Annotated in this window: 24 protein-coding genes and 1 pseudogene; 9 read left to right on the forward strand and 16 right to left on the reverse strand. The window is 62.7% G+C overall.

From position 1 onward, the window contains the following. Positions 1–26: 26 nt before the first annotated feature. Both mnmH and selD read right to left on the reverse strand, forming a co-directional pair. Positions 27–1127, reverse strand: coding sequence for a tRNA 2-selenouridine(34) synthase MnmH (gene mnmH / locus J7655_RS11510; RefSeq protein WP_230927717.1), 1101 nt, complete (start codon positions 1125–1127; stop codon positions 27–29). After that, complete coding sequence (selD, locus tag J7655_RS11515) at positions 1127–2161, reverse strand: selenide, water dikinase SelD (RefSeq protein WP_230924562.1); 1035 nt, start codon at positions 2159–2161, stop codon at positions 1127–1129. Before selD ends, mnmH begins: the two co-directional genes overlap by 1 nt. Positions 2162–2273: 112 nt before the next feature. Between selD and J7655_RS11520 the strand changes: the two genes are divergently transcribed. Beyond that, complete coding sequence (locus tag J7655_RS11520; RefSeq protein WP_230924563.1) at positions 2274–3281, forward strand: patatin-like phospholipase family protein; 1008 nt, start codon at positions 2274–2276, stop codon at positions 3279–3281. Here J7655_RS11520 and J7655_RS11525 read toward each other — a convergent pair whose 3' ends face one another. The 9 genes from J7655_RS11525 to J7655_RS11565 all read right to left on the reverse strand — a co-directional run bounded on the left by J7655_RS11525 (position 3282) and on the right by J7655_RS11565 (position 11616). Beyond that, entirely contained in the window at positions 3282–4367 is a 1086-nt protein-coding gene (locus J7655_RS11525; protein ID WP_230924564.1) for an AI-2E family transporter, read from the reverse strand. Between the two features lie 74 nt (positions 4368–4441). Further along, entirely contained in the window at positions 4442–5257 is an 816-nt protein-coding gene (locus tag J7655_RS11530) for a DUF4892 domain-containing protein (RefSeq protein ID WP_230924565.1), read from the reverse strand. Between the two features lie 127 nt (positions 5258–5384). Then, positions 5385–6248, reverse strand: a complete 864-nt coding sequence (locus tag J7655_RS11535; protein ID WP_230924566.1) for an alpha/beta hydrolase — start codon at positions 6246–6248, stop codon at positions 5385–5387. Continuing rightward, complete coding sequence (locus J7655_RS11540) at positions 6245–7048, reverse strand: alpha/beta fold hydrolase (RefSeq protein WP_230924567.1); 804 nt, start codon at positions 7046–7048, stop codon at positions 6245–6247. The genes J7655_RS11535 and J7655_RS11540 overlap by 4 nt, the downstream gene beginning before the upstream one ends. A 366-nt stretch (positions 7049–7414) precedes the next feature. Then, positions 7415–7858 carry a hotdog fold thioesterase gene (locus tag J7655_RS11545; RefSeq protein WP_230924568.1) on the reverse strand — a complete coding sequence of 148 codons (444 nt, stop codon included), beginning with the start codon at positions 7856–7858 and terminating at the stop codon, positions 7415–7417. Between the two features lie 55 nt (positions 7859–7913). After that, complete coding sequence (locus J7655_RS11550; RefSeq protein ID WP_230924569.1) at positions 7914–9581, reverse strand: AMP-binding protein; 1668 nt, start codon at positions 9579–9581, stop codon at positions 7914–7916. Between the two features lie 181 nt (positions 9582–9762). Next, positions 9763–10221 (reverse strand): phosphohistidine phosphatase SixA, encoded by a 459-nt coding sequence (gene sixA, locus J7655_RS11555; protein ID WP_147809720.1) that lies wholly within the window; start codon positions 10219–10221, stop codon positions 9763–9765. Continuing rightward, on the reverse strand, positions 10218–10565 hold the full coding sequence (locus tag J7655_RS11560; protein WP_147809721.1) for a DUF4389 domain-containing protein: 348 nt from the start codon (positions 10563–10565) through the stop codon (positions 10218–10220). The genes sixA and J7655_RS11560 overlap by 4 nt, the downstream gene beginning before the upstream one ends. Before the next feature lie 28 nt (positions 10566–10593). Continuing rightward, a complete protein-coding gene (locus tag J7655_RS11565; protein WP_230924570.1) occupies positions 10594–11616 on the reverse strand; it encodes an NAD(P)H-dependent glycerol-3-phosphate dehydrogenase in 1023 nt (340 codons plus the stop codon). A gap of 270 nt (positions 11617–11886) precedes the next feature. Here J7655_RS11565 and J7655_RS11570 point away from each other — a divergent pair, with 270 nt between their 5' ends. The 3 genes from J7655_RS11570 to fabB all read left to right on the forward strand — a co-directional run bounded on the left by J7655_RS11570 (position 11887) and on the right by fabB (position 15766). Then, positions 11887–13800: a response regulator gene (locus J7655_RS11570; protein ID WP_230924571.1), complete on the forward strand. Its 1914-nt coding sequence runs from the start codon at positions 11887–11889 to the stop codon at positions 13798–13800. Positions 13801–14018: 218 nt separating this feature from the next. Then, positions 14019–14534, forward strand: a complete 516-nt coding sequence (gene fabA / locus J7655_RS11575) for a 3-hydroxyacyl-[acyl-carrier-protein] dehydratase FabA (RefSeq protein ID WP_230924572.1) — start codon at positions 14019–14021, stop codon at positions 14532–14534. An 11-nt stretch (positions 14535–14545) separates the two neighbouring features. After that, a complete protein-coding gene (gene fabB / locus J7655_RS11580) occupies positions 14546–15766 on the forward strand; it encodes a beta-ketoacyl-ACP synthase I (protein WP_230924573.1) in 1221 nt (406 codons plus the stop codon). A gap of 58 nt (positions 15767–15824) precedes the next feature. Here the strand turns inward: fabB and J7655_RS21065 are convergent, their stop codons facing one another. The 4 genes and pseudogenes from J7655_RS21065 to J7655_RS11595 form a co-directional block, all read right to left on the reverse strand. Then, on the reverse strand, positions 15825–16868 hold the full coding sequence (locus J7655_RS21065; protein WP_420850945.1) for a methyl-accepting chemotaxis protein: 1044 nt from the start codon (positions 16866–16868) through the stop codon (positions 15825–15827). A 93-nt stretch (positions 16869–16961) separates the two neighbouring features. Continuing rightward, positions 16962–17450 (reverse strand): annotated as a pseudogene (locus tag J7655_RS21070) (MCP four helix bundle domain-containing protein); the annotation flags it as partial. Between the two features lie 389 nt (positions 17451–17839). Further along, entirely contained in the window at positions 17840–18304 is a 465-nt protein-coding gene (locus tag J7655_RS11590; RefSeq protein WP_230924575.1) for a DUF3859 domain-containing protein, read from the reverse strand. Between the two features lie 109 nt (positions 18305–18413). Further along, a complete protein-coding gene (locus tag J7655_RS11595) occupies positions 18414–19424 on the reverse strand; it encodes an amidohydrolase family protein (protein WP_230924576.1) in 1011 nt (336 codons plus the stop codon). Between the two features lie 173 nt (positions 19425–19597). Between J7655_RS11595 and J7655_RS11600 the strand changes: the two genes are divergently transcribed. The 5 genes from J7655_RS11600 to J7655_RS11620 all read left to right on the forward strand — a co-directional run bounded on the left by J7655_RS11600 (position 19598) and on the right by J7655_RS11620 (position 23176). Then, positions 19598–19999, forward strand: a complete 402-nt coding sequence (locus J7655_RS11600; RefSeq protein WP_230924577.1) for an OsmC family protein — start codon at positions 19598–19600, stop codon at positions 19997–19999. After that, a complete protein-coding gene (locus J7655_RS11605) occupies positions 19996–20856 on the forward strand; it encodes a pirin family protein (RefSeq protein ID WP_230924578.1) in 861 nt (286 codons plus the stop codon). The genes J7655_RS11600 and J7655_RS11605 overlap by 4 nt, the downstream gene beginning before the upstream one ends. A gap of 97 nt (positions 20857–20953) precedes the next feature. Next, a complete protein-coding gene (locus J7655_RS11610) occupies positions 20954–21502 on the forward strand; it encodes a sigma-70 family RNA polymerase sigma factor (RefSeq protein WP_230924579.1) in 549 nt (182 codons plus the stop codon). Then, complete coding sequence (locus tag J7655_RS11615) at positions 21499–22212, forward strand: anti-sigma factor (RefSeq protein ID WP_230924580.1); 714 nt, start codon at positions 21499–21501, stop codon at positions 22210–22212. The genes J7655_RS11610 and J7655_RS11615 overlap by 4 nt, the downstream gene beginning before the upstream one ends. A 184-nt stretch (positions 22213–22396) precedes the next feature. Next, positions 22397–23176, forward strand: coding sequence for a DUF4394 domain-containing protein (locus tag J7655_RS11620; RefSeq protein ID WP_230924581.1), 780 nt, complete (start codon positions 22397–22399; stop codon positions 23174–23176). 60 nt (positions 23177–23236) lie between these two features. Here the strand turns inward: J7655_RS11620 and J7655_RS11625 are convergent, their stop codons facing one another. After that, a complete protein-coding gene (locus tag J7655_RS11625; protein WP_230924582.1) occupies positions 23237–24022 on the reverse strand; it encodes a dienelactone hydrolase family protein in 786 nt (261 codons plus the stop codon). Positions 24023–24082 lie beyond the last annotated feature (60 nt).

Raw genomic sequence — 24082 nt, forward strand, 5'->3', positions numbered from 1 at the left:
GCCTCGCCTGCGCGAAAGTGCCCGGCTCAACCGCCGTTTCGTTCACGGAGGTATTGCACCACAGCCTCTTGTTCGCCAGCGAATTCTATACGCCCGGACTTGCTCTCGCGCTGGAACACATACATGGGATCGTAGTATTCGACCAGCAAGGCCTCGATCCAGCCGCGATGGGTGTCCACCTGGCCATCGGCCTGCTGCTCCTGCAACGCCTGATCCATGATCGCGGCCAAACGCTGGTAACGCTCGCCACCCAGACGCCGGGTGATATTGGCCAGGCTCTCGCGCAAGCGCGCAGCGAAGGCACTGAAACCCTCTTGCTCGCCCTGCAGTGCAACGAACTCGGCACACAGCTCGACCACGTAAGCCTGCAGGATACGCTCGACCCGATTGGCCACGCTGTCTTCCAGCCAGACCAGCGGGTAGTGCTGCATGGCTTGGTGCAGCGGCAATGGCAGGGAGCAGCGACCGATCAGGCGCGCTTCGTCTTCCAGCACGAATTGCTGCTGCCCTGCCGCGCGGCGCTTGAGCAAGTCGATGGCCAGGGCATTCTCGAAATCGATCTGCGCCGGCTGGGCACTGGCGCGCTTGCCAAAACTGGAGCCACGATGATTGGCATGCGCCTCCAGGTCCAGGCTGTTGCCAAGCTGGCTGAGCACCTCGGTCTTGCCGGTGCCGGTCATGCCGCCCACCAGCACGAAATCGCACGCGGCAATGGCGTCGTCCGTACTCTGCAGGAGGAAGGTGCGCATGGCCTTGTAGCCACCGACCACGCGCGGATAGTCGATCCCCGCCTCGCTTTTCAGCCATTGCTGGACGATCTGCGAACGCAGGCCACCGCGAAAGCAGTACAGGTAACCCTCAGGGTTGGCCTTGGCAAAGGCCGCCCAGGCTTCGATGCGCTCGGCCTTGGTATGGCCGCTGACCAGTTGATGGCCCAGCTCGATGGCCGCCTGCTGGCCTTGCTGCTTGTAGCAGGTGCCGACCTTCTGCCGCTCGATGTCGTTCATCAGCGGCAAGTTGATCACGCCGGGAAAGGCGCCCTTGAGAAACTCGACCGGCGCACGGGTGTCCATCAGCGGCCGGTCATGCAGGAACAGGTCGCGGTAGTCGGTGCAGTTGTCGCGCATCATAACACCTCGACCGCGTAATGCTGTCGCTCGACCATCTCGCCGATGGGCGCCAGCGTCAGCCCCAGTTCGGCGGCAACGGCGAGAAACTCGGCCTCACCTTCCGCCGCCACGGCAATCAGCAAGCCGCCGCTGGTCTGCGGGTCGCACAGCAGCAGCTTGGCCAGCTCCGGCAGCGGTGCGATCTTGTCGCCATAGCTGTCGAAGTTGCGCAAGGTGCCACCGGGTATGCAGCCCTGCTCCAGATAGTGTTCGACACTCTCCAGACGCGGCACGCGGGCGAACTCGACACGGGCGCTGAGGCCACTACCATCAGCCATTTCCACCAGATGACCGAGCAGGCCGAAGCCGGTGACATCGGTCATCGCGCGCACGCCGGCGAGCTTGCCAAAGCGGCTGCCGGGCTTGTTCAGGGTGCACATCCAGTCACGCGCCAGGCCAATGTCGGCCTCACGCAGCTTGGCCTTCTTCTCCGCCGTGGTGAGGATGCCAATGCCCAGTGGTTTGCTCAGGTACAGCTTGCAACCGGCCGTGGCGGTGTCGTTGCGCTTCATGTTGGCCTTGCTCACCAGACCGGTCACGGCCAGGCCGAAAATCGGCTCCGGGGCATCGATCGAGTGCCCGCCTGCCAGCGGGATGCCGGCTTCGTCGCACACGGCGCGGCCACCGCGGATCACTTCGCGCGCCACTTCCGGCGCCAGCACATTGACCGGCCAGCCAAGAATGGCGATGGCCATCAGTGGATCGCCGCCCATGGCGTAAATATCGCTGATGGCATTGGTGGCGGCGATACGGCCAAAATCGTAAGGGTCATCGACGATCGGCATGAAGAAATCGGTGGTGGACACCACACCGCGCTCTTCGTCGATGGCATACACCGCCGCATCATCGCGCGAGGCATTGCCGACCCAGAGGCTGGGGTCGAGATTCTGCGCCCCGCTGCCCGCGAGAATCACTTCGAGCACCTTGGGCGAAATCTTGCAACCGCAACCGGCGCCGTGGCTGTACTGGGTCAAACGAATGGGTTCGCTCATGCTTTTCTCTCACCGCGATGACTGGCGGCGGATTCTAGCAAAGACTGCATTGCCTGCCTTGGCTCAACGCTGGTGTGCGAGTAAGGTCAAAGCTTCAACGGGGGAACCATCGATGAGCAAGAAAGTGGCGCTGGTGCTGGGCTCGGGGGGCGCGCGTGGCTATGCGCATATCGGCGTGATCGAGGAGCTGCAGGCGCGCGGCTATGAAATCGGCTGTATCGCCGGCTGTTCGATGGGTGCGGTGGTCGGCGGCATCTTCGCGGCGGGCAAGCTGCCGGAGTACCGCGAGTGGACGGAAAGCCTGGATTATCTCGACGTACTGCGCCTGCTCGACGTCAGCTTCCGCCTGGGCGCCATTCGCGGTGAGCGGGTGTTCGGGCGGATTCAGGACATCGTCGGCGACGTGGATATCGAGAACCTCAACATCCCCTTCACCGCCGTCGCCACGGACCTCACCAACCAGCAGGAAATCTGGTTCCAGGAGGGCTGTCTGCACCAGGCGATGCGTGCCTCGGCGGCGATCCCCAGCCTGTTCACCCCGGTCATTCAGGGTAAGCGCATGCTGGTCGATGGGGGCCTGCTCAACCCGCTGCCGATCGTCCCGGTGGTGTCCAGCCACTGCGATCTGATCGTCGCGGTCAACCTCAACGCCACCAACCAGAATCACTACCAGTTGCCGCTGATCGAACGTCCGGCAGCGCTCAAGGGCCGCATCGATCAGTTGATGAGCAACCTCGGCTCGCGCCTGCCGAACTTTCGCCGCAAGGGCGATGACGAAACGCTGCTGCTCGGCAGCGCACAGCATCCGGGCGACGAGATCGCTCCGGCGGCAGCCCCGAACCGCAAGGAAGATGGCGCAGCGCCCCGATCCGCCAGTGGCTCGCGTATTGCCGAATTCAGCGGGCCAGGCTCGCTGTTGGAGCTGGTCAACCAGAGCTTCGAGGTGATGCAGACCTCCCTGGCGCAATACAAGATCGCCGGTTACCCGCCGGATATCCTGATCAATGTGCCCAAGCGCGTCTGCCGCTTCTTCGAGTTTTACAAGGCGCCGGAGCTGATCATGCTGGGCCGGCAGATCGCCCGCGATACCCTCGACAAGTACGAAAGCGAGCGCGGCTGATCAGCCACGCGTTTGCTCACCCGGCAGCGGTTTGTCCACTGTCGTTTCGGCGGCTGGCGCCTTGTCCGCCACCCAATCGCTGAGCAGGCTATAGGCCACCGCCAGCAGGGTCGGCCCCAGGAACAGGCCCATGAAGCCAAACGCCAGGATGCCGCCGAACACACCGAGCAGCACCACCACCAGCGGCAGGTTGCCGCCACGGCTGATCAGGTACGGTTTGAGAATATTGTCCACACCGCTGATGACGAAGAAGCCCCAGACCCCCAGGAAGATCGCCATGCCGATCTCCCCCTGCCACACCAGCCAGGCCACGGACGGCCCCCAGATCAGCGGCGGGATCATGATGAAACTGCAGGCGAAGGTCAGCAGGGCCAGCACCAGCGCCCCCGGCACGCCGGCGATGGCAAAACCGATATAGGCCAGTACGGCCTGCGCGGCAGCGGTACCGATCACGCCGTTGACCACGCGCTGCACGGTGCCGGCGACCAGCTCCAGGTAATGGTCGGCGCGTACGCCGATCAGCCGCTCCAGCAAACTGTGCACGAATACCGCCAGGCGTGGCCCGTCACGATAGAAGAAGAACACCAGCACCAGGCTCAGGGCCAGCTCGACCATACCCGTGCCGATTTTCGCGCTGCGCGCCATCAGCCAGTTACCGACCTGGCCCAGATAGGGCCGTACGGTATCGAAGAGCGCCGCGCCTTGCTGATCGACGGTGCGCCACAACTCCACCAAACGTTCGCCAACCAGCGGAATGCCGGCCAGCCAGCTCGGCGGCGGCGGCAGGCCTTTCACTTGCAGATCTCTGACCAGCGCGTTGGCATCCTTGATGTGATCGGCCAGGTTGAAGCCCAGCCAGACCAGGGGTACTGCCACCAGAACGACCCAGACACCCGTGAGGATGCCTGCCGCGAGCGACATACGGCCATTGAGCAACTGCGTCAGCAGACGCATCAGCGGCCAACTGGCAAAGGCCAGCACGGCCGCCCAGAACAATGCCGACCAGAATGGCGCCAGTACCCAGAGACTGGCGGCCAGCAGACCGAGCAAAAGAATCTGCACCAGCAGACGATCATTGTTGGCCATCGAGCGAAACTCCCTTCGGCGAAACGACAAAGCGCCCTTACGGGCGCTCTGTATAGGCGATTGCGAGCGCTAGCTTAACGCAACAGACGCATGCTCAGGGCACCATCGGCAGCATCGCCAAGCTCCAGGCGCGCTTCACGTACACGTTGCGCGATCAACGCCTCACGCCAGGCCTCGGCCTGACTGCCGGCAAGGGTAACACGCAAGGTGCTGTCGAGATTCAGGCTGCGCGCCAGCACTTCCACCCAGCCGCTGTCAGCCTTGGCTTCATCAGGCAGCTTCAGTTGCCCATCGCTGCGCAACTGCCGCAGCAGAGTCGCGGGTGTCGGCAACAGTTCGCCCAAGGGCGCACCGGCATCCAGTTGCTCGGCATGCAGATAGGCGCGGCGATTACCCCGGGTGATGCTGTACAGCGCCAGCAGGCTTTCGTGATTCGGCTCGGCCAGGCGCAACAGCGCGTAGGCCTGCTGGTCGTCGGAACCATACAGCGTGGCATTGCCGAACACCGAGTTGGCCCACAGGCTGCTGGCGCCGCACTCGCGGCCCTGGCACCAGTAAAGCAATTCGGCGCCCTGCTGCAGCAGCGTTTCCCGTGCGGCGGTGAATACCTGATCAGCGCTGTGGGTGCGTGGCAATTCGTAGGTCACCGCACGGTGCTGGCCCTGCACGAGAATCTCGCGCTCGTAACGCAAGCGTCCGCTGATACGGCGAATCGAGCCCTGCGGATAGATGCGCTCGACGTCCGGCGCCTCCTTGAACGCCACGATCAGACTGGCGGGAAAACGCGGCAAAACCTCAAGATCGCGGCTGCCTGGCAGATCGGCCGCCAGCACGGCAGCACTGCAAAAGGTAACCAGCGCTGCGCACAACAGCTTCGTATACCCCTTCATTGACTGCAGACCTGTTGCAGGCCAAGGGCAAACGAACGTGCAAAGCAGTGGGTGACGACTTTTGACGGGTCGATCATGCGATCCTCCATGGCAGACCGCCACACCTTTCCCCAGGGACGCAGGCAAGTCAAGGCAAGCGCAGGAATGGATTGAAACAATCCGCTACGAGCTGCGCGCCAGTCTCGTCATCCAGATGCAGATGATGCCCGCCAGGCAGACGATGTACCTCGAACGGTACGTGCTGGAGCAGAGCCTGCACCGCCGGCTGTGCGCTCATCATGCCTTGCTCGGCCAGCACCAGACTGACCGGGCATTGCAGCGCATGGACGAACGCCTGGGCATGGGCCCAGCTCAGGCGCAGCGGCGATGGCAAGGTCAGGCGGCTGTCGGTGCGCCAGGTGTAGCCGCCAGGCACCGGCATCAGCCCGCGCTGGGCCAACAATTCGGCCGCCTCACGGCTGACCGCACCGACGCCCTTCATGCGTGCCTCGACTGCGCGCGCCACCTCGGCATACACCGGCTTGCGCTTGTCGGTGAGTTTCTGCCTGGCGCGCAATGCCTCACCGAGTTTTTCCGGGGCCTGTTCGGCCTCACCGGTATAGGGCACCAGGCCGTCGATCAACGCCAGGCGCGCAATGCGCTCGGGCATCGCCCCGGCCAGCAACACTGCAGTGATCGCGCCCATGGAGTGGCCGAGGATGGAAAACCGCTGCCAGCCAAACTGTTCGGCGACCTGCAGCACGTCATAGGCGTAGTCCCATAACGCATAACCTGCGCCTGCTGCACGATGCTCGGAATGGCCGTGACCGGCAAAATCCAGTGCAACGATGCGTAGCCCATCAAGTTTCGGTGCCAGCCGCGCGAAGCTCGCGGCATTATCCAGCCAGCCGTGCAGGGCCAATACCGGCAAACCCTCTTCGGGGCCATAGAGATGCGCCGCCAGCTCGATATGCGGCAGGCTCAGACGAACTTCCTCGACACCCATGCTCATGCGTCTTGCTCCTGATGACCGGCCCAGCGGCTGAACAGCTGACGCAGCAACTCGGCTGTGGCCTGCGGCCGCTCCAGCGGGAACATATGGCCGCCAGGCAAATGGTGATATTCCGCACGCGGCATGCGCTTGAGCAGACGCGCATGATGCGGCAGCACGACGCGACTGTGGCGCCCCCGAACCATGGCCAGAGGTACGGCAAGCTGCTGCGGCCGACCCGGCGCGGTGTGCGGCACGCTGCGGTAGATGCTGATCTCGGTGGCAGGGTCGAACTTCAAACGCAAACCCTGCGCTCCCGCCTGCAGACCGTGGCTGACATAAGCATCCAGACATTCGGGATCGAAACGCCGGAACAAGCTCTTGCCGGCAAAATAATTACGCGCTTCGAGCAAGTCGGCGAATGCTTCACGGCGCCCCAGGGTGCGCCCGGCCGGGGTGATGCGGTCGATGAAGCCGAAGCGTTTGGCGGCGCGGATCACCATGCGGTCGGCCAGGGTCAGCAGCGGCGAGTCGAGCATCACCACGCCGCGATACAACTCGGGGCGGAGCAAAGCTGCGTGATAGTGCAACACACCGCCGAGCGAATGACCGACGCCCCAGACCGGCTCGTCACCACCCTCGAGGTGATGGATCAGCTCATCGACCAGATTCGACCAGTTGTCATTGACCGGAAAACGCGGGTCGTGGCCGTGCTGCTCCAGGTGCTGCACTTGAGAGTCCGGCGCCAGCGCGGCGAACAGCTTGCCGTAGGTGGCCGACGGAAAACCGTTGGCATGGGCGAAAAAAACGGACTGCGACATGCATTAAACCCGAAATCCAGTGGTGTCGGGATTCTCCGGCAGCCGTCAGCCTGGGGCAACGACTGTAACGGCCATTGATGACGGTGCAATGGTCAGGGCTATGCCTGCCGGCGCCCAAGGTGGGCCTCTGTATTCACTGATGCTGCGTTGACAACGGACTGGAACGCCAGCCCATTTACAGCGCCTTGACTCGGGGGCGAGCCCAATCCGCGCCCCGCCCCTTTCCGGGGTCGCCCTGGGATCGCCAGAACCTCGCTCGACGACTTTTCGTACGAACCCGGCCAGGCTTGAAAAACCGCCGGATATGCTCGGCCCATCACCCCCTCACTGGGTATGCCAGGCTCGCAGCAGCCCCCATGTGCAGCATCACACCTTGGCAGGCTGCTCACCCAACGGCACGATGGCCATGGTCAGACGCGAAATGCAGCTGGACTTGCCATCGTCACCGCTGAGGCGAATGTCCCAGACATGCGTGGTTCGCCCCAGATGCACCGCCCGCGCCACCGCCTGCACACGTCCGCTACGCAAGCCGCGTAGGTGGTTGGCATTGATCTCCAGACCGACGCAATAGAAGCGGCTGGTGTCGATGCACAGGTAGCTGGCGGTCGAGCCAAGGGTTTCCGCCAGCACCACCGAGGCACCGCCATGCAGCAGGCCATAAGGCTGGTGGGTGCGCGAATCGATCACCATACTGGCGCTGAGCGATTCGTCATCGAATGCCTCGAAACGAATGTCCAGCACCTCGCCGATGGTGTTTTTCAAGGTTGCGTTAAGTGCATCGATATCCGGCGTTCGTTGCCACAGCCCCATAAATAGCGCTCCTGGAAGGTTGAAGTAAGGGCCGGTCGCCCCGGCCCGCTCAGGCTCAATCGTGCCAGAGCACCGCTTCGCTGCGCTGCTGCCACTCGGCAAACCGCTCGCCATAGGTGCCTTCGATCACCGCGCGCTTGATCTTCAGGGTTGGTGTGAGAAAACCGTTCTCCACCGCCCAGACCTCCTTGACCAGCACCAGGCCCTGCAAACGTTCATGTTGATCGAGGCGACCATTGACCTCGGCAAGCAATGCCTTGAGGCTGCTTTCCAGATCGTTGCGGCTGTCGTTGGCCGCTTCCTGGCGCCCCACATCAGACAATACGCATAGCGCGATGGGCTGTGGCAGACCGTCCCCAACCACACAGACCTGCTCGATGCGCGAGTGCTCACCGAGACGGTTTTCGATCGGCGCCGGTGCTACGTACTTGCCCTTGCTGGTCTTGAAGATCTCCTTGATGCGCCCGGTCAGGCGCAGGTTGCCCTCGGCATCCTGCTCGCCCTTGTCGCCCGTACGCAGAAAACCGTCGTCGGTCAGCGCTTCGGCGGTCTTGAGCGGGTCCTTGTAGTACCCCTGCATGGTTGCGCCACTACGTACCTGAACTTCACCGTCTTCAGCAATACGCACCTCGACACCCGGGTTGTTCTGGCCAATCCAGCCCTGCTTGAACCTGCCGGGCAGGCAGACGTGGGAATAACCGCAGTTCTCGGTCATGCCATAGACCTCCTGGATCTCCATGCCCAGACGCCGATACCAGTTGAGCAGCGCCTCGGGCACCGGAGCGGCCCCGGACAGCGCATAGCGGATGGCATCCAGGCCAAGCCCGGCGAGCACCTTACGGCCGATGAAGCGACCGATGATGGGTAAACGCAGCAGGCGGTCGAGCTTGTGCGCCGGCATCTTGCTGTACACGCCCATCTGGAACTTGGTCCAGATGCGCGGCACACCGAACATCACCGTCGGCCGCGCGCGCTTGAGGTCTGCAAGGAAGGTATCCAGGCTCTCGGCGAAGAAGATGGTGTGTCCGGCATAGAGTGACGCCAGTTCGATGAACATGCGCTCGGCGACATGACACAGCGGCAGGTAGGAGATCAGTCGATCATCCTCACCGACGCCAAACAGCTTGATGGCATTACTGGCGGCGAAGCCGAGGTTGGAGAAGTTGTGCATCACGCCCTTGGGCATGCCGGTGGTGCCGGAGGTATAGATGATGGTGGCCAGCTGGTTGGCCGCAGGCTTGGGATCGTCCTGAATCGGTGCACTGCGCTGCAGGTCATCCCAACTGAAGTCGAAGCGGCCCTGCGGGTGCAGTGGCAGGCTGATGGTCGCCACCCCTGGCGGCAGGCCTGGCGCCATCGAAGCCCAGTCATCGAGCTTGCCGATGAAGGCCAGTGTCGCCTCGGAATGCTCCAGTACCTGACGCATGGAGTCGGCGGTGAGGTTGGGATACAGCGGCACCGAGACGCAGCCCGCCATCCAGATCGCCAGATCGGCGATGATCCAGTGCGCGCAGTTCTTGGAAACGATGGCGACACGACTGCCCGGTGGCAGTTCGCGGCTGCGCAACCAACTGGCCGCACGTCGGGCCTGTTCCCCGACCTCGGCCCAACTCAGCTCCAGCAGTTGACCGCCACCGAGAGGTTGAACCATGTAGCGTTTGTTCGGGTGCCTTGCTTCACGTTCGTAAAACAGCTCGAGCGGCAAACGGATTGCATCAGCCACAGGGCTTCCTCCTTTGTTGTTTTTGTAGGAATCAACCAAGCACTTGCTTGGTTGACTATTCCACGTGAACAAAAGAGGTGCAAGTTAAGAAATGTTTCGCAACTGGAACATTCGCCTTCAGACGCCCTGGAACGGGCATCAGGCGCGTGCTGCAAGGTGCGCAGCGCCTCAGGGCAAAGGCTCAGCGCGGGTGAATCAATGCCAGCAGCTCCATCAGCCCGGCTGCCGGAATATCACCTTCCAGCTCAGCCAGGCTGGCAGTACGCATCGGCAGCGGCTCCTGGCGATGACCATGCACCAGCAGACCACCCAGTGCGCCGATCAGCGGCTGATGGCTGACCAGCAGTACCTCGGCACGCTCGCGTTCATCGAGGTACTTCAGCGCATCGCGCGGGTCGCTGTCCGGCGTCAGCCAGGACACCGTCTGTACCGAGCCGCTGAACCCTAGCTCAAGGCGTACCAACTCGGCCGTCTGCTGAGCGCGCACGTAAGGGCTGGCCATGATAGCGGTCAGCGGGCGACCAAGCAGTTGCGCGGCAGCCTGTTGCACTTCCTGGCGACCATGGGCGGTCAGTTCGCGGGCCGCATCGCTGGCGGCCTGAGGCTCGGCCTGACCATGACGCAACAGCCATAACCTCACAGCTTGGGCTCCTCGTCACGCACCGGATGCGGCGCCGGCGGAATACTGTGTGCGGTCTCGCCTTCAGGTGCTCGCGGCGTCGGCCAATCGGCGAACGGCCAGGGTTTTTCATCGGTATTAAAGGTGCCGAAACGACCGATCTGCGCCAGGTACTGGCTGAGGCTGTCGCCAAAACCCAGCAGGCTGGCATTGGGCGCGCCGTAGAACAGGCGGTAACCCAGTTGCAGCAGCACCACGGCGCCGAGCAGCAATTCGGCCAGTTGCCAGACGATGACGAAGATCACCATCCACAGAATGCGCAGCAGAATCGACTCACGTTCCAGTTCCTGCTTTTCATCGCTCATGACGCAACTCCTTGATTGACTACCGGGTTCAGAAGCCGGCAGTGGGGATGAAATCGACATCGGTCTTGGGTTCACCGCGCATCAACAGTTCGATGACCTGCGCCAGCGTACGCCCCTCGAAAAGAATGGCATGCAGACCGGCAACCAGCGGCATGTAGACGTCCAGCTCCTCGGCACGCGCCTTGAGTACCTTCAGCGTGTTGACCCCTTCGGCAACCTCACCCAGACGCTGCACCGCCTCCTCCAGGCTCAAGCCCTCGCCCAGGGCGTAACCCACCTGATAATTGCGGCTTTTCGGTGACGAACAGGTGACGATCAGATCGCCGACGCCGGCCAGGCCAAGGAAGGTCATGGGATTGGCACCAAGCTTGACCGCGAAACGGGTCATTTCCGCCAGGGCGCGGGTGATCAGCATGCTCTTGGTGTTCTCGCCCATGCCCAGCGCCGCCGCCATGCCGGACATGATGGCGTAGACGTTCTTCAACGCACCGCCGAGTTCGACACCAAAACGGTCGGCACTGGCATAGACGCGGAAGGTTCGACCATGCAGCGCCTGCTGCACGCGCAGGCACAGTGCTTCATCCTCACTGGCGATGACCGTGGCAGTCAGTGCGTGATCAGCCACTTCCTTGGCCAGATTCGGCCCGGACAGCACGCCGATACGCGCATCAGGCGCGATCTCTTCGAGAATCTGGCTCATCAGCTTGAAGGTTCTGGCTTCGATGCCCTTGGTGGTGCTGATCAACATCTTGCCGGCCAGCAGCGCAGCGACCGGTTGCAGGGCATCGCGCAGGGCACTGGAGGGCAAGGCCACCAGCACCAGTTCGGCCTGCTGCAGTACGCCGCTCAGATCGCTGGTCGGCTCGATGCCGGGATGCAGCTTGACGCCTTTCAGGTAGCGCGGGTTTTCCCCGCTCTGGCGCATCTGCTCGGCCTGCTCGGGATCACGCATCCACTGCAGGACGCGCTGGCCGTTCTCCGCCAGCAAATTGGCCAGTGCGGTACCGAAACTACCGCCACCGAGTACGGCAATGGGTTGAAGCTGTGTCATAGGTCTTCCGAATGAGGCCATGCGTGATGGCGGTCTGCGGGCATTATACGGAGCCGAGAGTAGCTGGTCAGGGCAAAAGTTCAGTAATGCCCCTGCGCGGGCAGGCGCAAACGAGAATTGGCGCAGAGTGCACACGCCTGAGACTGGCAAAGCGCGACGGCTCGGTTACCATGAGCGACCAACGTTAATTGCCAAGGACGACTCGTGCCCACAGGCAGCCCCTCGCCCCCTTCCGGCGCCGCCGAGCAACCAGCGGCAAATCCCCGGCCAATGCCTGGCGGTAAAGCTCATGCTCAGCGCCGCGGCTGGAACATCCACACCCGCACCCAGCTGATCAGTGTCGGCCCGGCATTGTTGTTGACGTTGCTGCTGACCGGCTTTCTCACCTTTACTCGCCTGCAGGATTTGCGCCAGGAGCAGGGACACACCGGCCAATTGATCGCCAATCAACTGGCGCCGGCCACCGAATATGGTGTGATCAACGGCAAGCTGGATATCCTGGAAATACTGCTGCGTGCCACGCTGAGCACTCCCGATGTCCGCTTCGCCGAAGTTCGCGACCGTGACGACAACATCCTCGTGTATGTCGAGCGGCCCAAGGAACAGGGCCACAGCACACCTCAGGTGGAAATCTTCCAGGCGCCGATTCGCCTGCAGGCGCTGTCGGCGCAGGAACGGATACCGGTGCAGGGTAAATCGCTCGGCGACGGCTATCTGGGGCGGGTCGTCGTCGGCATTTCCAACGACACCTTCAACACCCGCCAGCAGGAAATACTGCTCAAGGCCGGCGTTCTGGCCCTGTTCGCCCTGCTCCTGACCTTCCTGCTCGCCAGGCGCCTGGCCAGGCGCCTGGCGCAACCACTCAGCGCCATGGGCAAAGCCCTCGAACGCATCCAGCGTGGCGACTACAGTCCAGCACTGATCGAACGTGGCAATGACGAGTTGACCGACCTGGCCCGACACATCAACGACCTGGCCAGCGCACTCGAACAGAGCGGCCAGCAACAGCAGCGGGCGATGGCCGAACTGATTCAGGCACGCGAGGAGTCCGAGCAGGCCAACCGTGCCAAGTCGGACTTCCTGGCCATGATGAGCCATGAACTGCGCACCCCCATGAACGGCGTACTGGGCATGCTGCAGCTGCTGGAAACCACCAGCCTGAACGACGAACAGGCGGAGTATGCAGCCCTGGCCACCGAATCCACCGAGCACCTGCTCAAGGTGATCAACGATATCCTCGATTTCTCGCGGATCGAACGTGGCGCCCTGGAACTCGAAGCCATCCCCTTCAACCTTACCGAGCTGTTGCAGGGCTCGGTCCAGGTATTTCAGCACAGCGCCCAGCAACGCGGCCTGCAATTGCTGCTGGAAACTCAGCCCGGCCTGGAGCGCCTGGAAGTACGCGGTGACCCCACACGCATCCGACAGATTCTGGTCAACCTGATCGGCAACGCACTGAAATTCACCGAAGAAGGCCAGATACGGGTACAAACCCAGTGGCAAACGCTGGACGAACAGGTGCTGTGGTTCACATGTGCAGTGCACGACAGCGGTATCGGCATCGATGACGAGCGTCTGGAACATATGTTCGATGCCTTCCAGCAGGCCGACACCTCTATCTCCAGGCGCTACGGCGGCACCGGCCTCGGCCTGCCGATTGCACGTACCCTTGCCGAGCGCATGGGTGGCACCCTGCATGCGCAGAGTGAGCTGGGAACGGGCTCGGTATTCACCCTGGAAATTCCCCTGCCATTTCGCCCCTGCAGCACGCAGGTACCCGACCGTGACGGTCAACCGCTGGCCGGCGGCAACGGTCAGGCCGTGCTGCTGGTCGAGGACAACCCGGTCAACCAGACCGTGATCGAAGCCATGCTGCGCAGCCTGGGCTACCAAGTCAGCCTGGTCGGCGACGGTCAACAGGCCGTACAGAACTGCCGCGCACAGGATTACGCCGCCATCCTCATGGACTGCAGGCTACCGCTGATGGACGGTTACGAGGCAACGCGGCAAATTCGCCAGCTCGAGGGCAGGCAACAACTGCCCATCATCGCCCTCACCGCCAATGCCCTGCAGGGCGACCGCGAAGCCTGCCTGGCCGCCGGAATGAACGATTACCTGGCAAAACCATTCAAACGTGCCGACCTGCAACGTATCCTGCAGCGCTGGCTGCCATCGCGACCTTAGTCAACTGGCGCCCATGACAAACCGGCGTTACAAGGGGAAACTGCTGCAGCTGTGACAACATGGAAGCAGCAGAGTACAACTGTACTCACTGCGCTGTGACTTTCACCACAACGCAACAGTCTATGACTAGGCTGCCGGCGCCCGATCTGATTTTCCAGACGCGCCGGCCAGGACGATTCGCCCAGCCTTAGAAGCATGGGGACAATTGAGGAGCTCGCATGACAAAACCAAACGCCTACTCTCGGGAAGACCTGCTCGCCTGCAGCCGCGGCGAACTGTTCGGCCCCGGGAACGCGCAACTGCCCGCCCCGAACATGCTGATGATCGATCGCATCGCACACATCAGCGAAACCGGCGGCAAGTACGGCAAGGGCGAAATCGTCGCTGAGCTCGACATCAATCCGGATCTGTGGTTCTTCGGCTGCCACTTCGAGGGTGATCCGGTCATGCCCGGCTGCCTTGGCCTCGACGCCATGTGGCAACTGGTCGGTTTTTATCTGGGCTGGCAAGGCAACCCGGGGCGCGGCCGTGCGCTGGGTAGCGGTGAAGTGAAATTCTTCGGTCAGGTGCTGCCGACCGCCAAGAAAGTCACCTACAACATCCACATCAAGCGCACCATCAACCGCTCGCTGGTGCTCGGCATCGCCGATGGTACCGTGGCCGTGGACGGCCGCGAAATCTACAGTGCCGAAGGCCTGCGTGTTGGCCTGTTCACCTCCACTGACAGTTTCTGAAGGACTTGCACATGCGTCGTGTAGTGATCACCGGTCTGGGCATCGTTTCCTGCCTGGGCACTGACAAAGAAGCCGTGGCCGCCAGCCTGCGTGCAGGCAAGTCGGGCATCCGCTTCAATCCGTCCTACGCCGAAATGGGCCTGCGCAGCCATGTTTCCGGCTCGGTCGACCTGAATCTGGAAGAGCTGATCGACCGCAAGCTGTTCCGCTTCATGGGCGACGCGGCAGCCTACGCCTACCTGTCGATGGAGCAGGCGATCAAGGACTCCGGCCTCAGCGAAGAGCAGGTTTCCAACCCGCGCACCGGCCTGATCGCCGGCAGCGGTGGCGCCTCCACCATCAACCAGATGGAAGCCATCGACACCCTGCGCGAAAAAGGCGTCAAGCGCATCGGCCCATACCGTGTCACCCGCACCATGGGCAGCACCGTATCGGCCTGCCTGGCCACGCCGTTCAAGATCAAGGGCGTGAACTTCTCCATCTCCTCTGCTTGCGCCACCAGCGCACATTGCATCGGTCAGGCCATGGAGCAGATCCAGCTGGGCAAGCAGGATGTCGTCTTCGCCGGCGGCGGTGAAGAAGAGCACTGGAGCCAGAGCTGCCTGTTCGACGCCATGGGCGCCCTCTCCACCCAATACAACGAGACACCGGAAAAGGCTTCGCGCGCCTACGACGCCAAGCGTGACGGCTTCGTCATCGCCGGCGGTGGCGGCATGGTCGTGGTCGAGGAGCTGGAACATGCCCTGGCCCGTGGTGCGAAGATCTACGCCGAAATCGTCGGTTACGGCGCCACCAGCGACGGCTACGACATGGTGGCCCCGAGCGGTGAAGGTGCCGTGCGCTGCATGCAGCAGGCGCTGGCCACCGTCGACACCCCGATCGACTACCTCAACACCCATGGCACCTCGACGCCGGTCGGCGACGTCGCCGAAATTCGTGGCGTGCGTGAAGTATTTGGCGACAAGGCACCGGCCATCAGCTCGACCAAGAGCCTGTCCGGTCACAGCCTGGGCGCAGCCGGTGTGCAGGAAGCGATCTATTGCATGCTGATGATGGAAGGCAACTTCATCGCTGCCTCGGCCAACATCGACGAGCTCGACCCGGAAGTGGCCGACATGCCGATCCAGCTGACCACCGTCGAGAATGCCAAGCTCGATACCGTGATGAGCAACAGCTTCGGTTTCGGCGGCACCAATGCCACCCTGGTGCTCAAGCGCTGGGCCGGCAAGTAATCGCTGCTGCGGTACAGATAACGGCGCCCTCGGGCGCCGTTATCGTTTGCGGCCTGCCTCAGACCTTGAAGCGCGCCACCAGCCCGTTCAGATCCACGGCCAGACGCGACAGCTCCTGACTCGCCGCACTGGTTTGATTGGCACCGGCCGAGGTCTGCAGCGACAGGTCACGGATGTTGACCAGGTTGCGATCCACCTCGCGCGCGACCTGCGCCTGCTCCTCGGAAGCGCTGGCGATCACCAGGTTGCGCTCGTTGATCGAAGAGATCGCCTGAGTGATCTGCTCCAGCGCCACACCAGCCGCCTGCGCCACCTCCAGGGTCGAACGCGTGCGGCCATTGCTGCTCTGCATGGCAGTCACGGCGCGTTCCGTACCACTCTGGATGCCGCCGATCATCTGCTCGATTTCCTGAGTCGACTGCTGCGTACGATGCGCCAGCGCCCTCACCTCATCGGCCACTACGGCAAAACCGCGCCCGGCATCACCGGCCCGCGCGGCCTCGATGGCGGCGTTGAGCGCGAGCAGGTTGGTCTGCTCGGCGATGGAGCGGATGACATCGAGCACCTTGCTGATTTCGTGCACCCGCTGCGCCAGTTGCTCAACCTCGCCGGCCGTGCTGGTCACGTCAGTGGCCAACTGGCCGATGGACTCCACCGTCTGCCGCACCTGCTCGCGCCCCTGCTGTGCGGTCACGGTAGAGGCGCGCGACGCTTCCGAGGTGCTCACCGCATTACGCGCCACCTCCTCGACGGCGGCGGTCATTTCGTTGACCGCCGTAGCGGCCTGCTCGATCTCGGTGTTCTGCTGGTGCAGGCCACGCGTGGAATCTTCGGTGACCGCATGCAGCTCTTCCGAGGCCGAGGCCAACTGATTGGAGGAGTCGGCAATGCTCTGGATGGTGCCTCGCAGGTTGCTCTGCATGTTCTTCAGGGCAGCCAGCAGGCGCGCCGGCTCGTCCGTACCGTACGCATCGATGGCCTGCGTCAGATCGCCCGAAGCAACGACCTCAGCCACGCGCACGGCCTCGGCCAGCGGTGCAACGATGCTGCGCGTCAACAGTATCGCCAGAATGATGGTGGTCAGGGCGGCCAGCACCATCATCGTGATCACCCAGATCAGGGCGGAGTCGAATACCCGTTCAGCTTCACGGGCTGCGGCAGAGGCCCCTTCCCTGTTGATCTCGGCAAGATCACGCAGTGCTCTCGTCATATTGTCGGCATACTCATTGAGCGGGCCACGCGATACAGCAACGGCCCCGTCGAAATTGCCCTGACGAACAAACTCGACAATCTTGCCCTGCTCCTGCAGATAACTTGCTTCGGCCTGGCGGAAGACGTCATAGGCTGCGCGCTCCTCAGGACTCGAGATCAGCTCCCGGAACACCGATTCGGCCTGAAGCACTTCATTGCGTAACTCATCTGCCAGACGCAAGTTGGTCTGCACATCGGCAGGATCACGGTTGAGCATGAGGCGCAAGGTAATGGCCCGCAGGCGCAGGATATCCTGACTCACTTCCCCGAGCGTTACGACGCTGGGTAGCCAGTTATTGTCGATTGCTTCGGATTGTTTGCGCATCTCCAGCATCTGGAAAAGAGAGAAAGCGCCAAGCAATAGCACCAGCAAAGCCACCAGGCCGAACCCCAAAGAAGCACGCGGAGCAATCGAAAGGTTACGCAGCGACATGTTGTGGAACTCCCATACGCGCAGAAGTCGAGACACCTTCAACCCATACCTGGTCGAAGATCAGGTGAGATTGCGCTGATCCCGGACTGTTTATCGGCGACTTCGCTGCACGCTTGATAGCGAACACGAAATTTCAGCAACACCTTGCGCCGGGCCTGATCGGCCCGGAACGCTCTCCGCTGGTTAGGTGCGACAAAGACAAACGGACTTTATGGGAAAAGTGCCTGCGCTTGAGGGGGCGGCATTAACAACAGGCTCACGCGCGAGCCCGAACAGAACGGGCTTTCACTGCGTTTCTCAGCTGTTTGCAGGGCGTCATCGCCATGGCCGGTTTAGCTCGACGCGCCCGTAAACGGAGCCTGACTCCGGCAGGGCTGAGGGATGACAACTCAGCGCACGGAGAAACGCTGTTCGGCCAACTTGCGGTCGCCCTGATAGACGATGAAGTGCCACTCACCGGGCACCACCTCATGGTGTTCGGTGAACTCGAAAGCCATGACGTCCTGCGCCGCACCGGGCACCAGCTGCTGCTGCACTTCGAACTTGTCATGACGCTGACCATCGGGCGTCATCACACCCGGCGTGAGGTACAGCAGCGTCAGCGGCACATCGCCTTCGCGCTTACCCGCCAGGCGGTAGCGCATGCCGAACTTGGTGCCGAGCCTGGCGGGAATCTGCTCGGTGCGCTGGATCGCCTGATTGCTGCGGGTCAGTACCCGCTCGCCCGGCTGAAAATCCTGATAGTTACTGCTGAAGATGCCGTATTCCACCGGCCCATCGATACGGACGTCAGCCTGGCTCAGCCCTGCCCAGAGCAATAGACCGGCCATCACGGCCATTCGGGTGTCACGCATGATGCGCTCCTCGTTGAAGTGAGCGCGAGGCTATGACGTCCGGGTGACAGCCTGATGACAGCCATGCTGACGGGCACAGCACGCGCATAATCGCAGCGCGATTTCCACCCTAGCGATCCAGTTCGGCCTGCACCCGGCGCGGCAATACCGACAGGAAGTTGTCACGCGCGACCTTGTGCGCAACGTCCTCGGGCAAAGCATCGAGAAACGGCTCGAAGCCTTTCATGTACTCGCCCAGATTACCGAAGCGCCCGACCACGTCGGAACCGAGCATGAAGCGATCTGGATAGCTGCTGACCAGATGCGCCCATTTATCGTCTGGCTGACCGTTCTCGTCCAGCAGATAGGGCTGCAGCATGGTCCAGGACAGGTCGATATACAGATTCGGGTACTGGCCGAGCATGCGCTCGATCGTCTCCAGAAGGAAATTCAGCTTCTCCTGATGGCGATGAATTTCGGCACTGGTGCCGGCATGCGCCCAGATGAAGCGAACGTGTGGATGGTTGCGCAGCGGCGCCTCGATTTCTTCCAAATAGATCGGCTCGCGCTCACGTTTGGAGGTGATGTTCGAGTGCAACATCACCGGCAGATCGTATTCGGCGGCCAGATGAAAGACGCGCGCCAGCGCCTCGTTGTTGGCGCGCGGCGCGCTGCCGTGGATCAGCGCGGTAAGGTCATCATGGCGGGTGAAGACCTCACCGATACCCTGCCACAGACCAGGATCGAGTTCGAGCATGCGACGGATATGCGCATCGGCATTCTTGTCATTGGGGTTGAAACCGGACAGGAACGGGTGGAAGCGCTTGCGCTGCTCGGCCGGCAGGCGTTTGTAGGCGTCGGCAATGAATACATCGGTGGCACTGTACCAGTAGGCGTTGGCGTCATCACCGGCATAGTAACGTGGGCGCTTGGGCTCGTCCTCGTCCCACTTCTTGGCCACCGGAATGCCGGAGAACATCACATGATCGACGTTGTTTTCCGCCATCTTTTCCAGCAACTCGTCCATGCCGGCACTCTCCTGAAAGAAATCCACGTAGTGCAGATGAGCGTCGCTGTAACGGTATTCGCGAGCCTGGACGCTGCAGGTAATAGCAGCACTGAGTGCAAGTATCCATGGCATTGATCGGCAATTGAGCAAGGCGAGTCCTCCTGACGGCTAGAGCAGCATAGACCGCCGGGCGGCCTGGCAAGTTCGATTACGCCCTGCAGCGCCCCGCACGCCGGACTTCTGGTGCATTGGCGCCTACCTGGGCTAGGCTCAGCGCATTGCCGGCTCATGACGAAGGGCGCCTGATGATTCGTATCCATAACAGCAAGGGTCTGCAGCAGCAGATCGAAATCGGCTCACACCAGTTGCTTGGCGACGTTTCCCCCGAGCTGGGTGGTGACGGCGCCGGCCCCGATCCGCACGACCTGTTCGACGCCGCGCTCGGCACCTGCAAGGCCATGACCCTGCTGATCTACGCACGCCAGCGCGGGTTGCCGCTGGCAGGTATCGACGTCAACGTCGAGCGTGATGACAGCGAAGAGCGCGCCGGCAACTATCGCCTGATCGTCGAACTGTCGCTCAAGGGACCGCTGGATGACACCCAGCGCCAGCAACTGCTGCGCATCGCCGACAAGTGCCCGATTCACAAGCTGATGACCAGCAGCGACATCCAGGTCGAAACCCGCCTGGCGGGAACACCGGCATGAGTGAGCTGCAGCTGATCCACCCACGCGCCGAGGACATCTCAGGCCAGCCCATTCTGCGCCCACTGCCCTCGGCACGCTTTCGCAGCATCGGTCCCTTCGTGTTTTTCGATCACATGCTCGAGCAGGACTACCCCGCCGGCAGCGGCATGAATATCGCCCAACATCCGCATATCGGCCTGTCGACACTCACCTACCTGTTCGAGGGTCAGCTGCAACACAAGGACAGCCTGGGCTCGGACCAACGGGTCGAACCGGGTGATGTCAGCTGGATGACCGCTGGCCGTGGCGTCGCGCATGTCGAACGCAGCCCAGCCGAACTGCTCGAGAAAAACAAGCGGCTACACGGCCTGCAAGTGTGGCTGGCGCAGCCGCAAGCCGATGAGCAGGGCGAACCGGCTTACAGCCATCACCCCGCGGCTTCGCTACCCCGCAGCGAAGCCATGGGCGTACGGATCACCCTGATCGCTGGCCGTGGTTTCTGCCTCGAATCACCCGTACCGGTACACTCACCGACCCTGTATGCCGAGCTGCGTCTGAGCGCCGGGGCCAGCCTGCTGATCCCGGCCGAACACAGCGAGCGCGCCCTGTACGTGATCGATGGCGAAGCGGAACTGGATGGCGAGACGCTGCCCAGGCACACCATGGCCGTGATCTCGGCAGGTGAAACGCCTCTGCTCAGCGCCTGCGGTGAGTGCCACCTGACCCTGATCGGCGGCGAGCCCATCGGCCCGCGGCGTATGAACTGGAACTTCGTCGCCAGCACCGCGGAGCTGATCGAACAGGCGCGCCAGCGCTGGGCCGCCGGCGACTGGCCACAGGTGCCAGGCGAGAGCACGCGCATCGAATTGCCGCGCTGAAACCCGTGCCGGCGACTTTTTGTTACCGGTGCGTGATCCAGAAGCGCAGTGGCCGGGTATAAGCTGCATGCGGATTTCTCAGGCCAACGGATGACCCATGGCAGATCGCGAGTTCGACTACGAAAGTACCCTGGAAGCCTGCGCGCGCGGCGACGAACGTGCCTTCCAGGCGCTTTACCGGCAAGAAGCAGGGCAATTGCTCGGTCTGGCCATCAGCATGCTGGGCCGGCGCGATATGGCCGAGGATTGTCTGCACGACGCCTTCGTGCGTATCTGGCAGCACGCGGCGCGTTATCGGCGCGAACTAGGCAACGGCCGTGCCTGGGTGCACAGCATACTGCGTTACCGCGTGCTCAATGCCCTGCGCAGCAGCGGCCGGCATGTCGAGGTGGACGATGACTTCATCGAGCGGGTGCTGGACGACAGCCCACAGGCTGAAGCCAAGGCGCTGGAGCAAGCCGAGCAGCGCCTGCTGCGCAACTGCCTGCAGCGCCTGGAAAAGCCGCGCCGTCACCCGATTCTGCTGGCCTTCTACCGGGGGCTGACCCACGAGCAGATCGCCAGCCGCCTGAGCACCCCGCTGGGCACCATCAAAGGCCGTATCCGCGCCGGCCTGCGCGCGCTGCAGGAGTGTCTGCAAGCATGATTCCGCACGAACCCGAAGAACGTCGCGCCCTGATTGGCGAATACCTGCTGGGCTTGCTCGATGAGCATGAAGCGGCCGAGGTGCGCCAGTTGCTCGAAGACGATGAAAATGCCGCCCGTATGGCCCTGGAATGGGAACGACACTTTCTCGAACTCAGCGACCAGCTACCGGAACAAGCCCCCTCCCCGGCCCTGTGGTCACGTATTCGGCAGAGTCTGGGCCTGCATGATGAGCCGCGCCCGAACCCGCTGGGCAACTGGTGGAACAGCCTGCTGACCTGGCGCCTGACCGCAGCCGCGCTGGCCATGGCGCTGCTGGTTGCCGTGCTGCTGCCGCTGCTGCGCGCCCCGGATAGCGCCGGCGAACGCTATACCGTGGTGCTGCAGCAGCCGGGCGAAGCGGCCAAACCGGGCTGGGTGATCCAGATCAGCAGCGATGGCACCCTGCAACTCGATCCACTGGTCGCCGACCAGGTGCCTGAAGGTCGCGCCTTGCAGTTCTGGACGTTGATCGATCCGGCCGACGGCCCACGCTCGCTGGGCCTGGTCGAAGCGGGCCAACCGCTGCGCCTGCCAGCTGAGCAAATCGGCGCGGTGCAAGCCGGCCAGCTGTTCGAGCTGACGCTCGAGCCAGCCGGTGGTTCGCCCTACGACCAACCCAGCGGGCCGGTGCTGTATATCGGCCGCGCCGTGCTGGCCAGCGCCAACTGAGCAGGTTGCCGGCCGCTCGGCCGGCACCTTTACAAGCAGGCGATACCCCGCCGAAAAAATATTTTCGTCCGCCGACATCCAAACCCGTTCCTCGCGGGTATAGCTCACAGGTGTTTCGTCGAGGCACCTGCGAAGCCGGCCAGCCGGCTTCGTCTCGATGCTGAAACCTTTATGAGGAACAACCATGCAACGCATCACTACCCTTTGCACCGCCGGCCTGCTGACCCTGAGTGCAGGTGCCGCCAGCGCCACCGAACTGCTCGCACTGGGCGCCGATGGCCAGCTGTTCAAGGTCGATGTCGCCAGCCTCAAGGTCACCGCCAGCATGGCGGTCAGCGGCGCCAGCGATCTGCGTGGCCTGGACGTGCGTCCGGCCAGTGGTCAGCTCTATGCCCTTGGCGGCAACGATCAGCTCTACATCCTGGACACTGCCAGCGGCAAGGCAACGGCAGGTAGCAAGCTGCAAACTGCGCTGTCCGGCAGCGGCCAGGCCGTGGTCGATTTCAACCCGGTGGCCGACCGCCTGCGCCTGCTCGGCCCGGACGGCACCAGCCTGCGGGTAAACGTCGATACCGGTGAAGTCGCCGTAGACGGCAAGGTTGCCTACGCAGCCGACGGCCCCTACACCGGCAAGCACGCCAAAGTGGTCGCCGGCGCCTACACCAATGCCTATGCCGGTACCCAGAGCACCGCGCTGTACAACATCGATCTGGCCAGCAGCAGCCTGATGCTGCAGAACCCGCCAAACGATGGCGTGCAGCAACTGGTCGGCAAGGTCGCCGATGGCCTCAAGGCCGCTGCGTTGGATATCGCCAGTGACGGCAAGGGCGGCAACACCGCCTACGTGCTGACCGGCAAGACCCTGCATCAGCTGGATCTGGCCAGCGGCAAGCCCACCACCCTAGGTGACGTCGCCGATCTGCCGGACGGCATCATCGACATTGCCGTGCTGCCGGTGAAATAAAAGAAAAAGGCTGCGCCCAATGGGCGCAGCCTTTCGTTGAACGCGTACACAACCCTGGCGTTACTGCTCGGCGAAGACCTCATCGAACAGATCGTTCATCGCTTTGAATGCTCGTGCAGCAACCACCGGATGGTATTCGTTGCGACCCGGCACGTTGGCCTTGGGGTTGGTAAACGAGTGCACTGCGCCACCGTAGCTCACCAGTTGCCAATCGGTCTTGGCCGCCTTCATCTCGGCGATGAAGCCGTCGACCTGCTCTTGCGGTACGGCTGGATCATCCGCGCCATGCAGCACCAATACCGGCGCCTTGATGTTCTGCGCATCGGCGGGATTGGGCGTATCCAGGTTGCCATGGAAAGAGACGAAGCCCTTCAGCGGTGCGCCCGCACGGGCCAGTTCCAGCACCGTACCGCCACCGAAGCAGAAGCCAATGGCACCGAGCTTATCGAGGTCCAGTGCCACCGCGCTGCCCTGCGCCTTGAGCACATCGACCGCTGCCTGAGCACGCTTGCGCATCAGCGGACGGTCAGCGCGCACGGCAGTGGCCGCAGCACGCGCTTCTTCAGGGTTGCTGGGGCGAATGGATTTGCCATACATATCGGCAAGGAACACCACGTACTTGTCACCCGCGGCACGCGCGGCCTTGGCCACGGTGTCCTCGTTCACCCCCGTCCAGTTGGGAACGGCGAGCAGGCCCGGGCGCGGCGTGGTGACCGAATCGTCGTAGACCAGCACACCTTCGAATGTTTCACCGTCGATTTCGTAGGGAATCGTCTTGGTCACGACCGCCGCATCGGCAAGACCAGCGAACGCGGCGCACAGCAACGGAATCAGTTTCTTCTGCATGATGAGGCCTGTACTCGGTAAAGGTAGACTCCTGACAATAGCCTTCTCCACGGCAATCAC

Source organism: Pseudomonas wenzhouensis (assembly GCF_021029445.1).
GTDB lineage: Bacteria > Pseudomonadota > Gammaproteobacteria > Pseudomonadales > Pseudomonadaceae > Aquipseudomonas > Aquipseudomonas wenzhouensis.

Bases quoted from the DNA above. Each gene is read 5' to 3' on its own strand.
- fabA (WP_230924572.1), top strand. From the start codon at position 14,019: ATGACAAAACCAAACGCCTACTCTCGGGAAGACCTGCTCGCCTGCAGC.
- J7655_RS11520 (WP_230924563.1), top strand. From the start codon at position 2,274: ATGAGCAAGAAAGTGGCGCTGGTGCTGGGCTCGGGGGGCGCGCGTGGC.
- J7655_RS21065 (WP_420850945.1), bottom strand. From the start codon at position 16,868: ATGATGGTGCTGGCCGCCCTGACCACCATCATTCTGGCGATACTGTTG.
- J7655_RS11540 (WP_230924567.1), bottom strand. From the start codon at position 7,048: ATGTCGCAGTCCGTTTTTTTCGCCCATGCCAACGGTTTTCCGTCGGCC.
- J7655_RS11600 (WP_230924577.1), top strand. From the start codon at position 19,598: ATGATTCGTATCCATAACAGCAAGGGTCTGCAGCAGCAGATCGAAATC.
- J7655_RS11535 (WP_230924566.1), bottom strand. From the start codon at position 6,248: ATGAGCATGGGTGTCGAGGAAGTTCGTCTGAGCCTGCCGCATATCGAG.
- selD (WP_230924562.1), bottom strand. From the start codon at position 2,161: ATGAGCGAACCCATTCGTTTGACCCAGTACAGCCACGGCGCCGGTTGC.
- J7655_RS11590 (WP_230924575.1), bottom strand. From the start codon at position 18,304: ATGCGTGACACCCGAATGGCCGTGATGGCCGGTCTATTGCTCTGGGCA.
- J7655_RS11615 (WP_230924580.1), top strand. From the start codon at position 21,499: ATGATTCCGCACGAACCCGAAGAACGTCGCGCCCTGATTGGCGAATAC.
- J7655_RS11570 (WP_230924571.1), top strand. From the start codon at position 11,887: ATGCCTGGCGGTAAAGCTCATGCTCAGCGCCGCGGCTGGAACATCCAC.
- J7655_RS11625 (WP_230924582.1), bottom strand. From the start codon at position 24,022: ATGCAGAAGAAACTGATTCCGTTGCTGTGCGCCGCGTTCGCTGGTCTT.
- J7655_RS11525 (WP_230924564.1), bottom strand. From the start codon at position 4,367: ATGGCCAACAATGATCGTCTGCTGGTGCAGATTCTTTTGCTCGGTCTG.
- J7655_RS11595 (WP_230924576.1), bottom strand. From the start codon at position 19,424: ATGCCATGGATACTTGCACTCAGTGCTGCTATTACCTGCAGCGTCCAG.
- J7655_RS11530 (WP_230924565.1), bottom strand. From the start codon at position 5,257: ATGAAGGGGTATACGAAGCTGTTGTGCGCAGCGCTGGTTACCTTTTGC.
- mnmH (WP_230927717.1), bottom strand. From the start codon at position 1,127: ATGCGCGACAACTGCACCGACTACCGCGACCTGTTCCTGCATGACCGG.
- J7655_RS11545 (WP_230924568.1), bottom strand. From the start codon at position 7,858: ATGGGGCTGTGGCAACGAACGCCGGATATCGATGCACTTAACGCAACC.
- J7655_RS11610 (WP_230924579.1), top strand. From the start codon at position 20,954: ATGGCAGATCGCGAGTTCGACTACGAAAGTACCCTGGAAGCCTGCGCG.
- J7655_RS11565 (WP_230924570.1), bottom strand. From the start codon at position 11,616: ATGACACAGCTTCAACCCATTGCCGTACTCGGTGGCGGTAGTTTCGGT.
- fabB (WP_230924573.1), top strand. From the start codon at position 14,546: ATGCGTCGTGTAGTGATCACCGGTCTGGGCATCGTTTCCTGCCTGGGC.
- J7655_RS11560 (WP_147809721.1), bottom strand. From the start codon at position 10,565: ATGAGCGATGAAAAGCAGGAACTGGAACGTGAGTCGATTCTGCTGCGC.
- J7655_RS11605 (WP_230924578.1), top strand. From the start codon at position 19,996: ATGAGTGAGCTGCAGCTGATCCACCCACGCGCCGAGGACATCTCAGGC.
- J7655_RS11620 (WP_230924581.1), top strand. From the start codon at position 22,397: ATGCAACGCATCACTACCCTTTGCACCGCCGGCCTGCTGACCCTGAGT.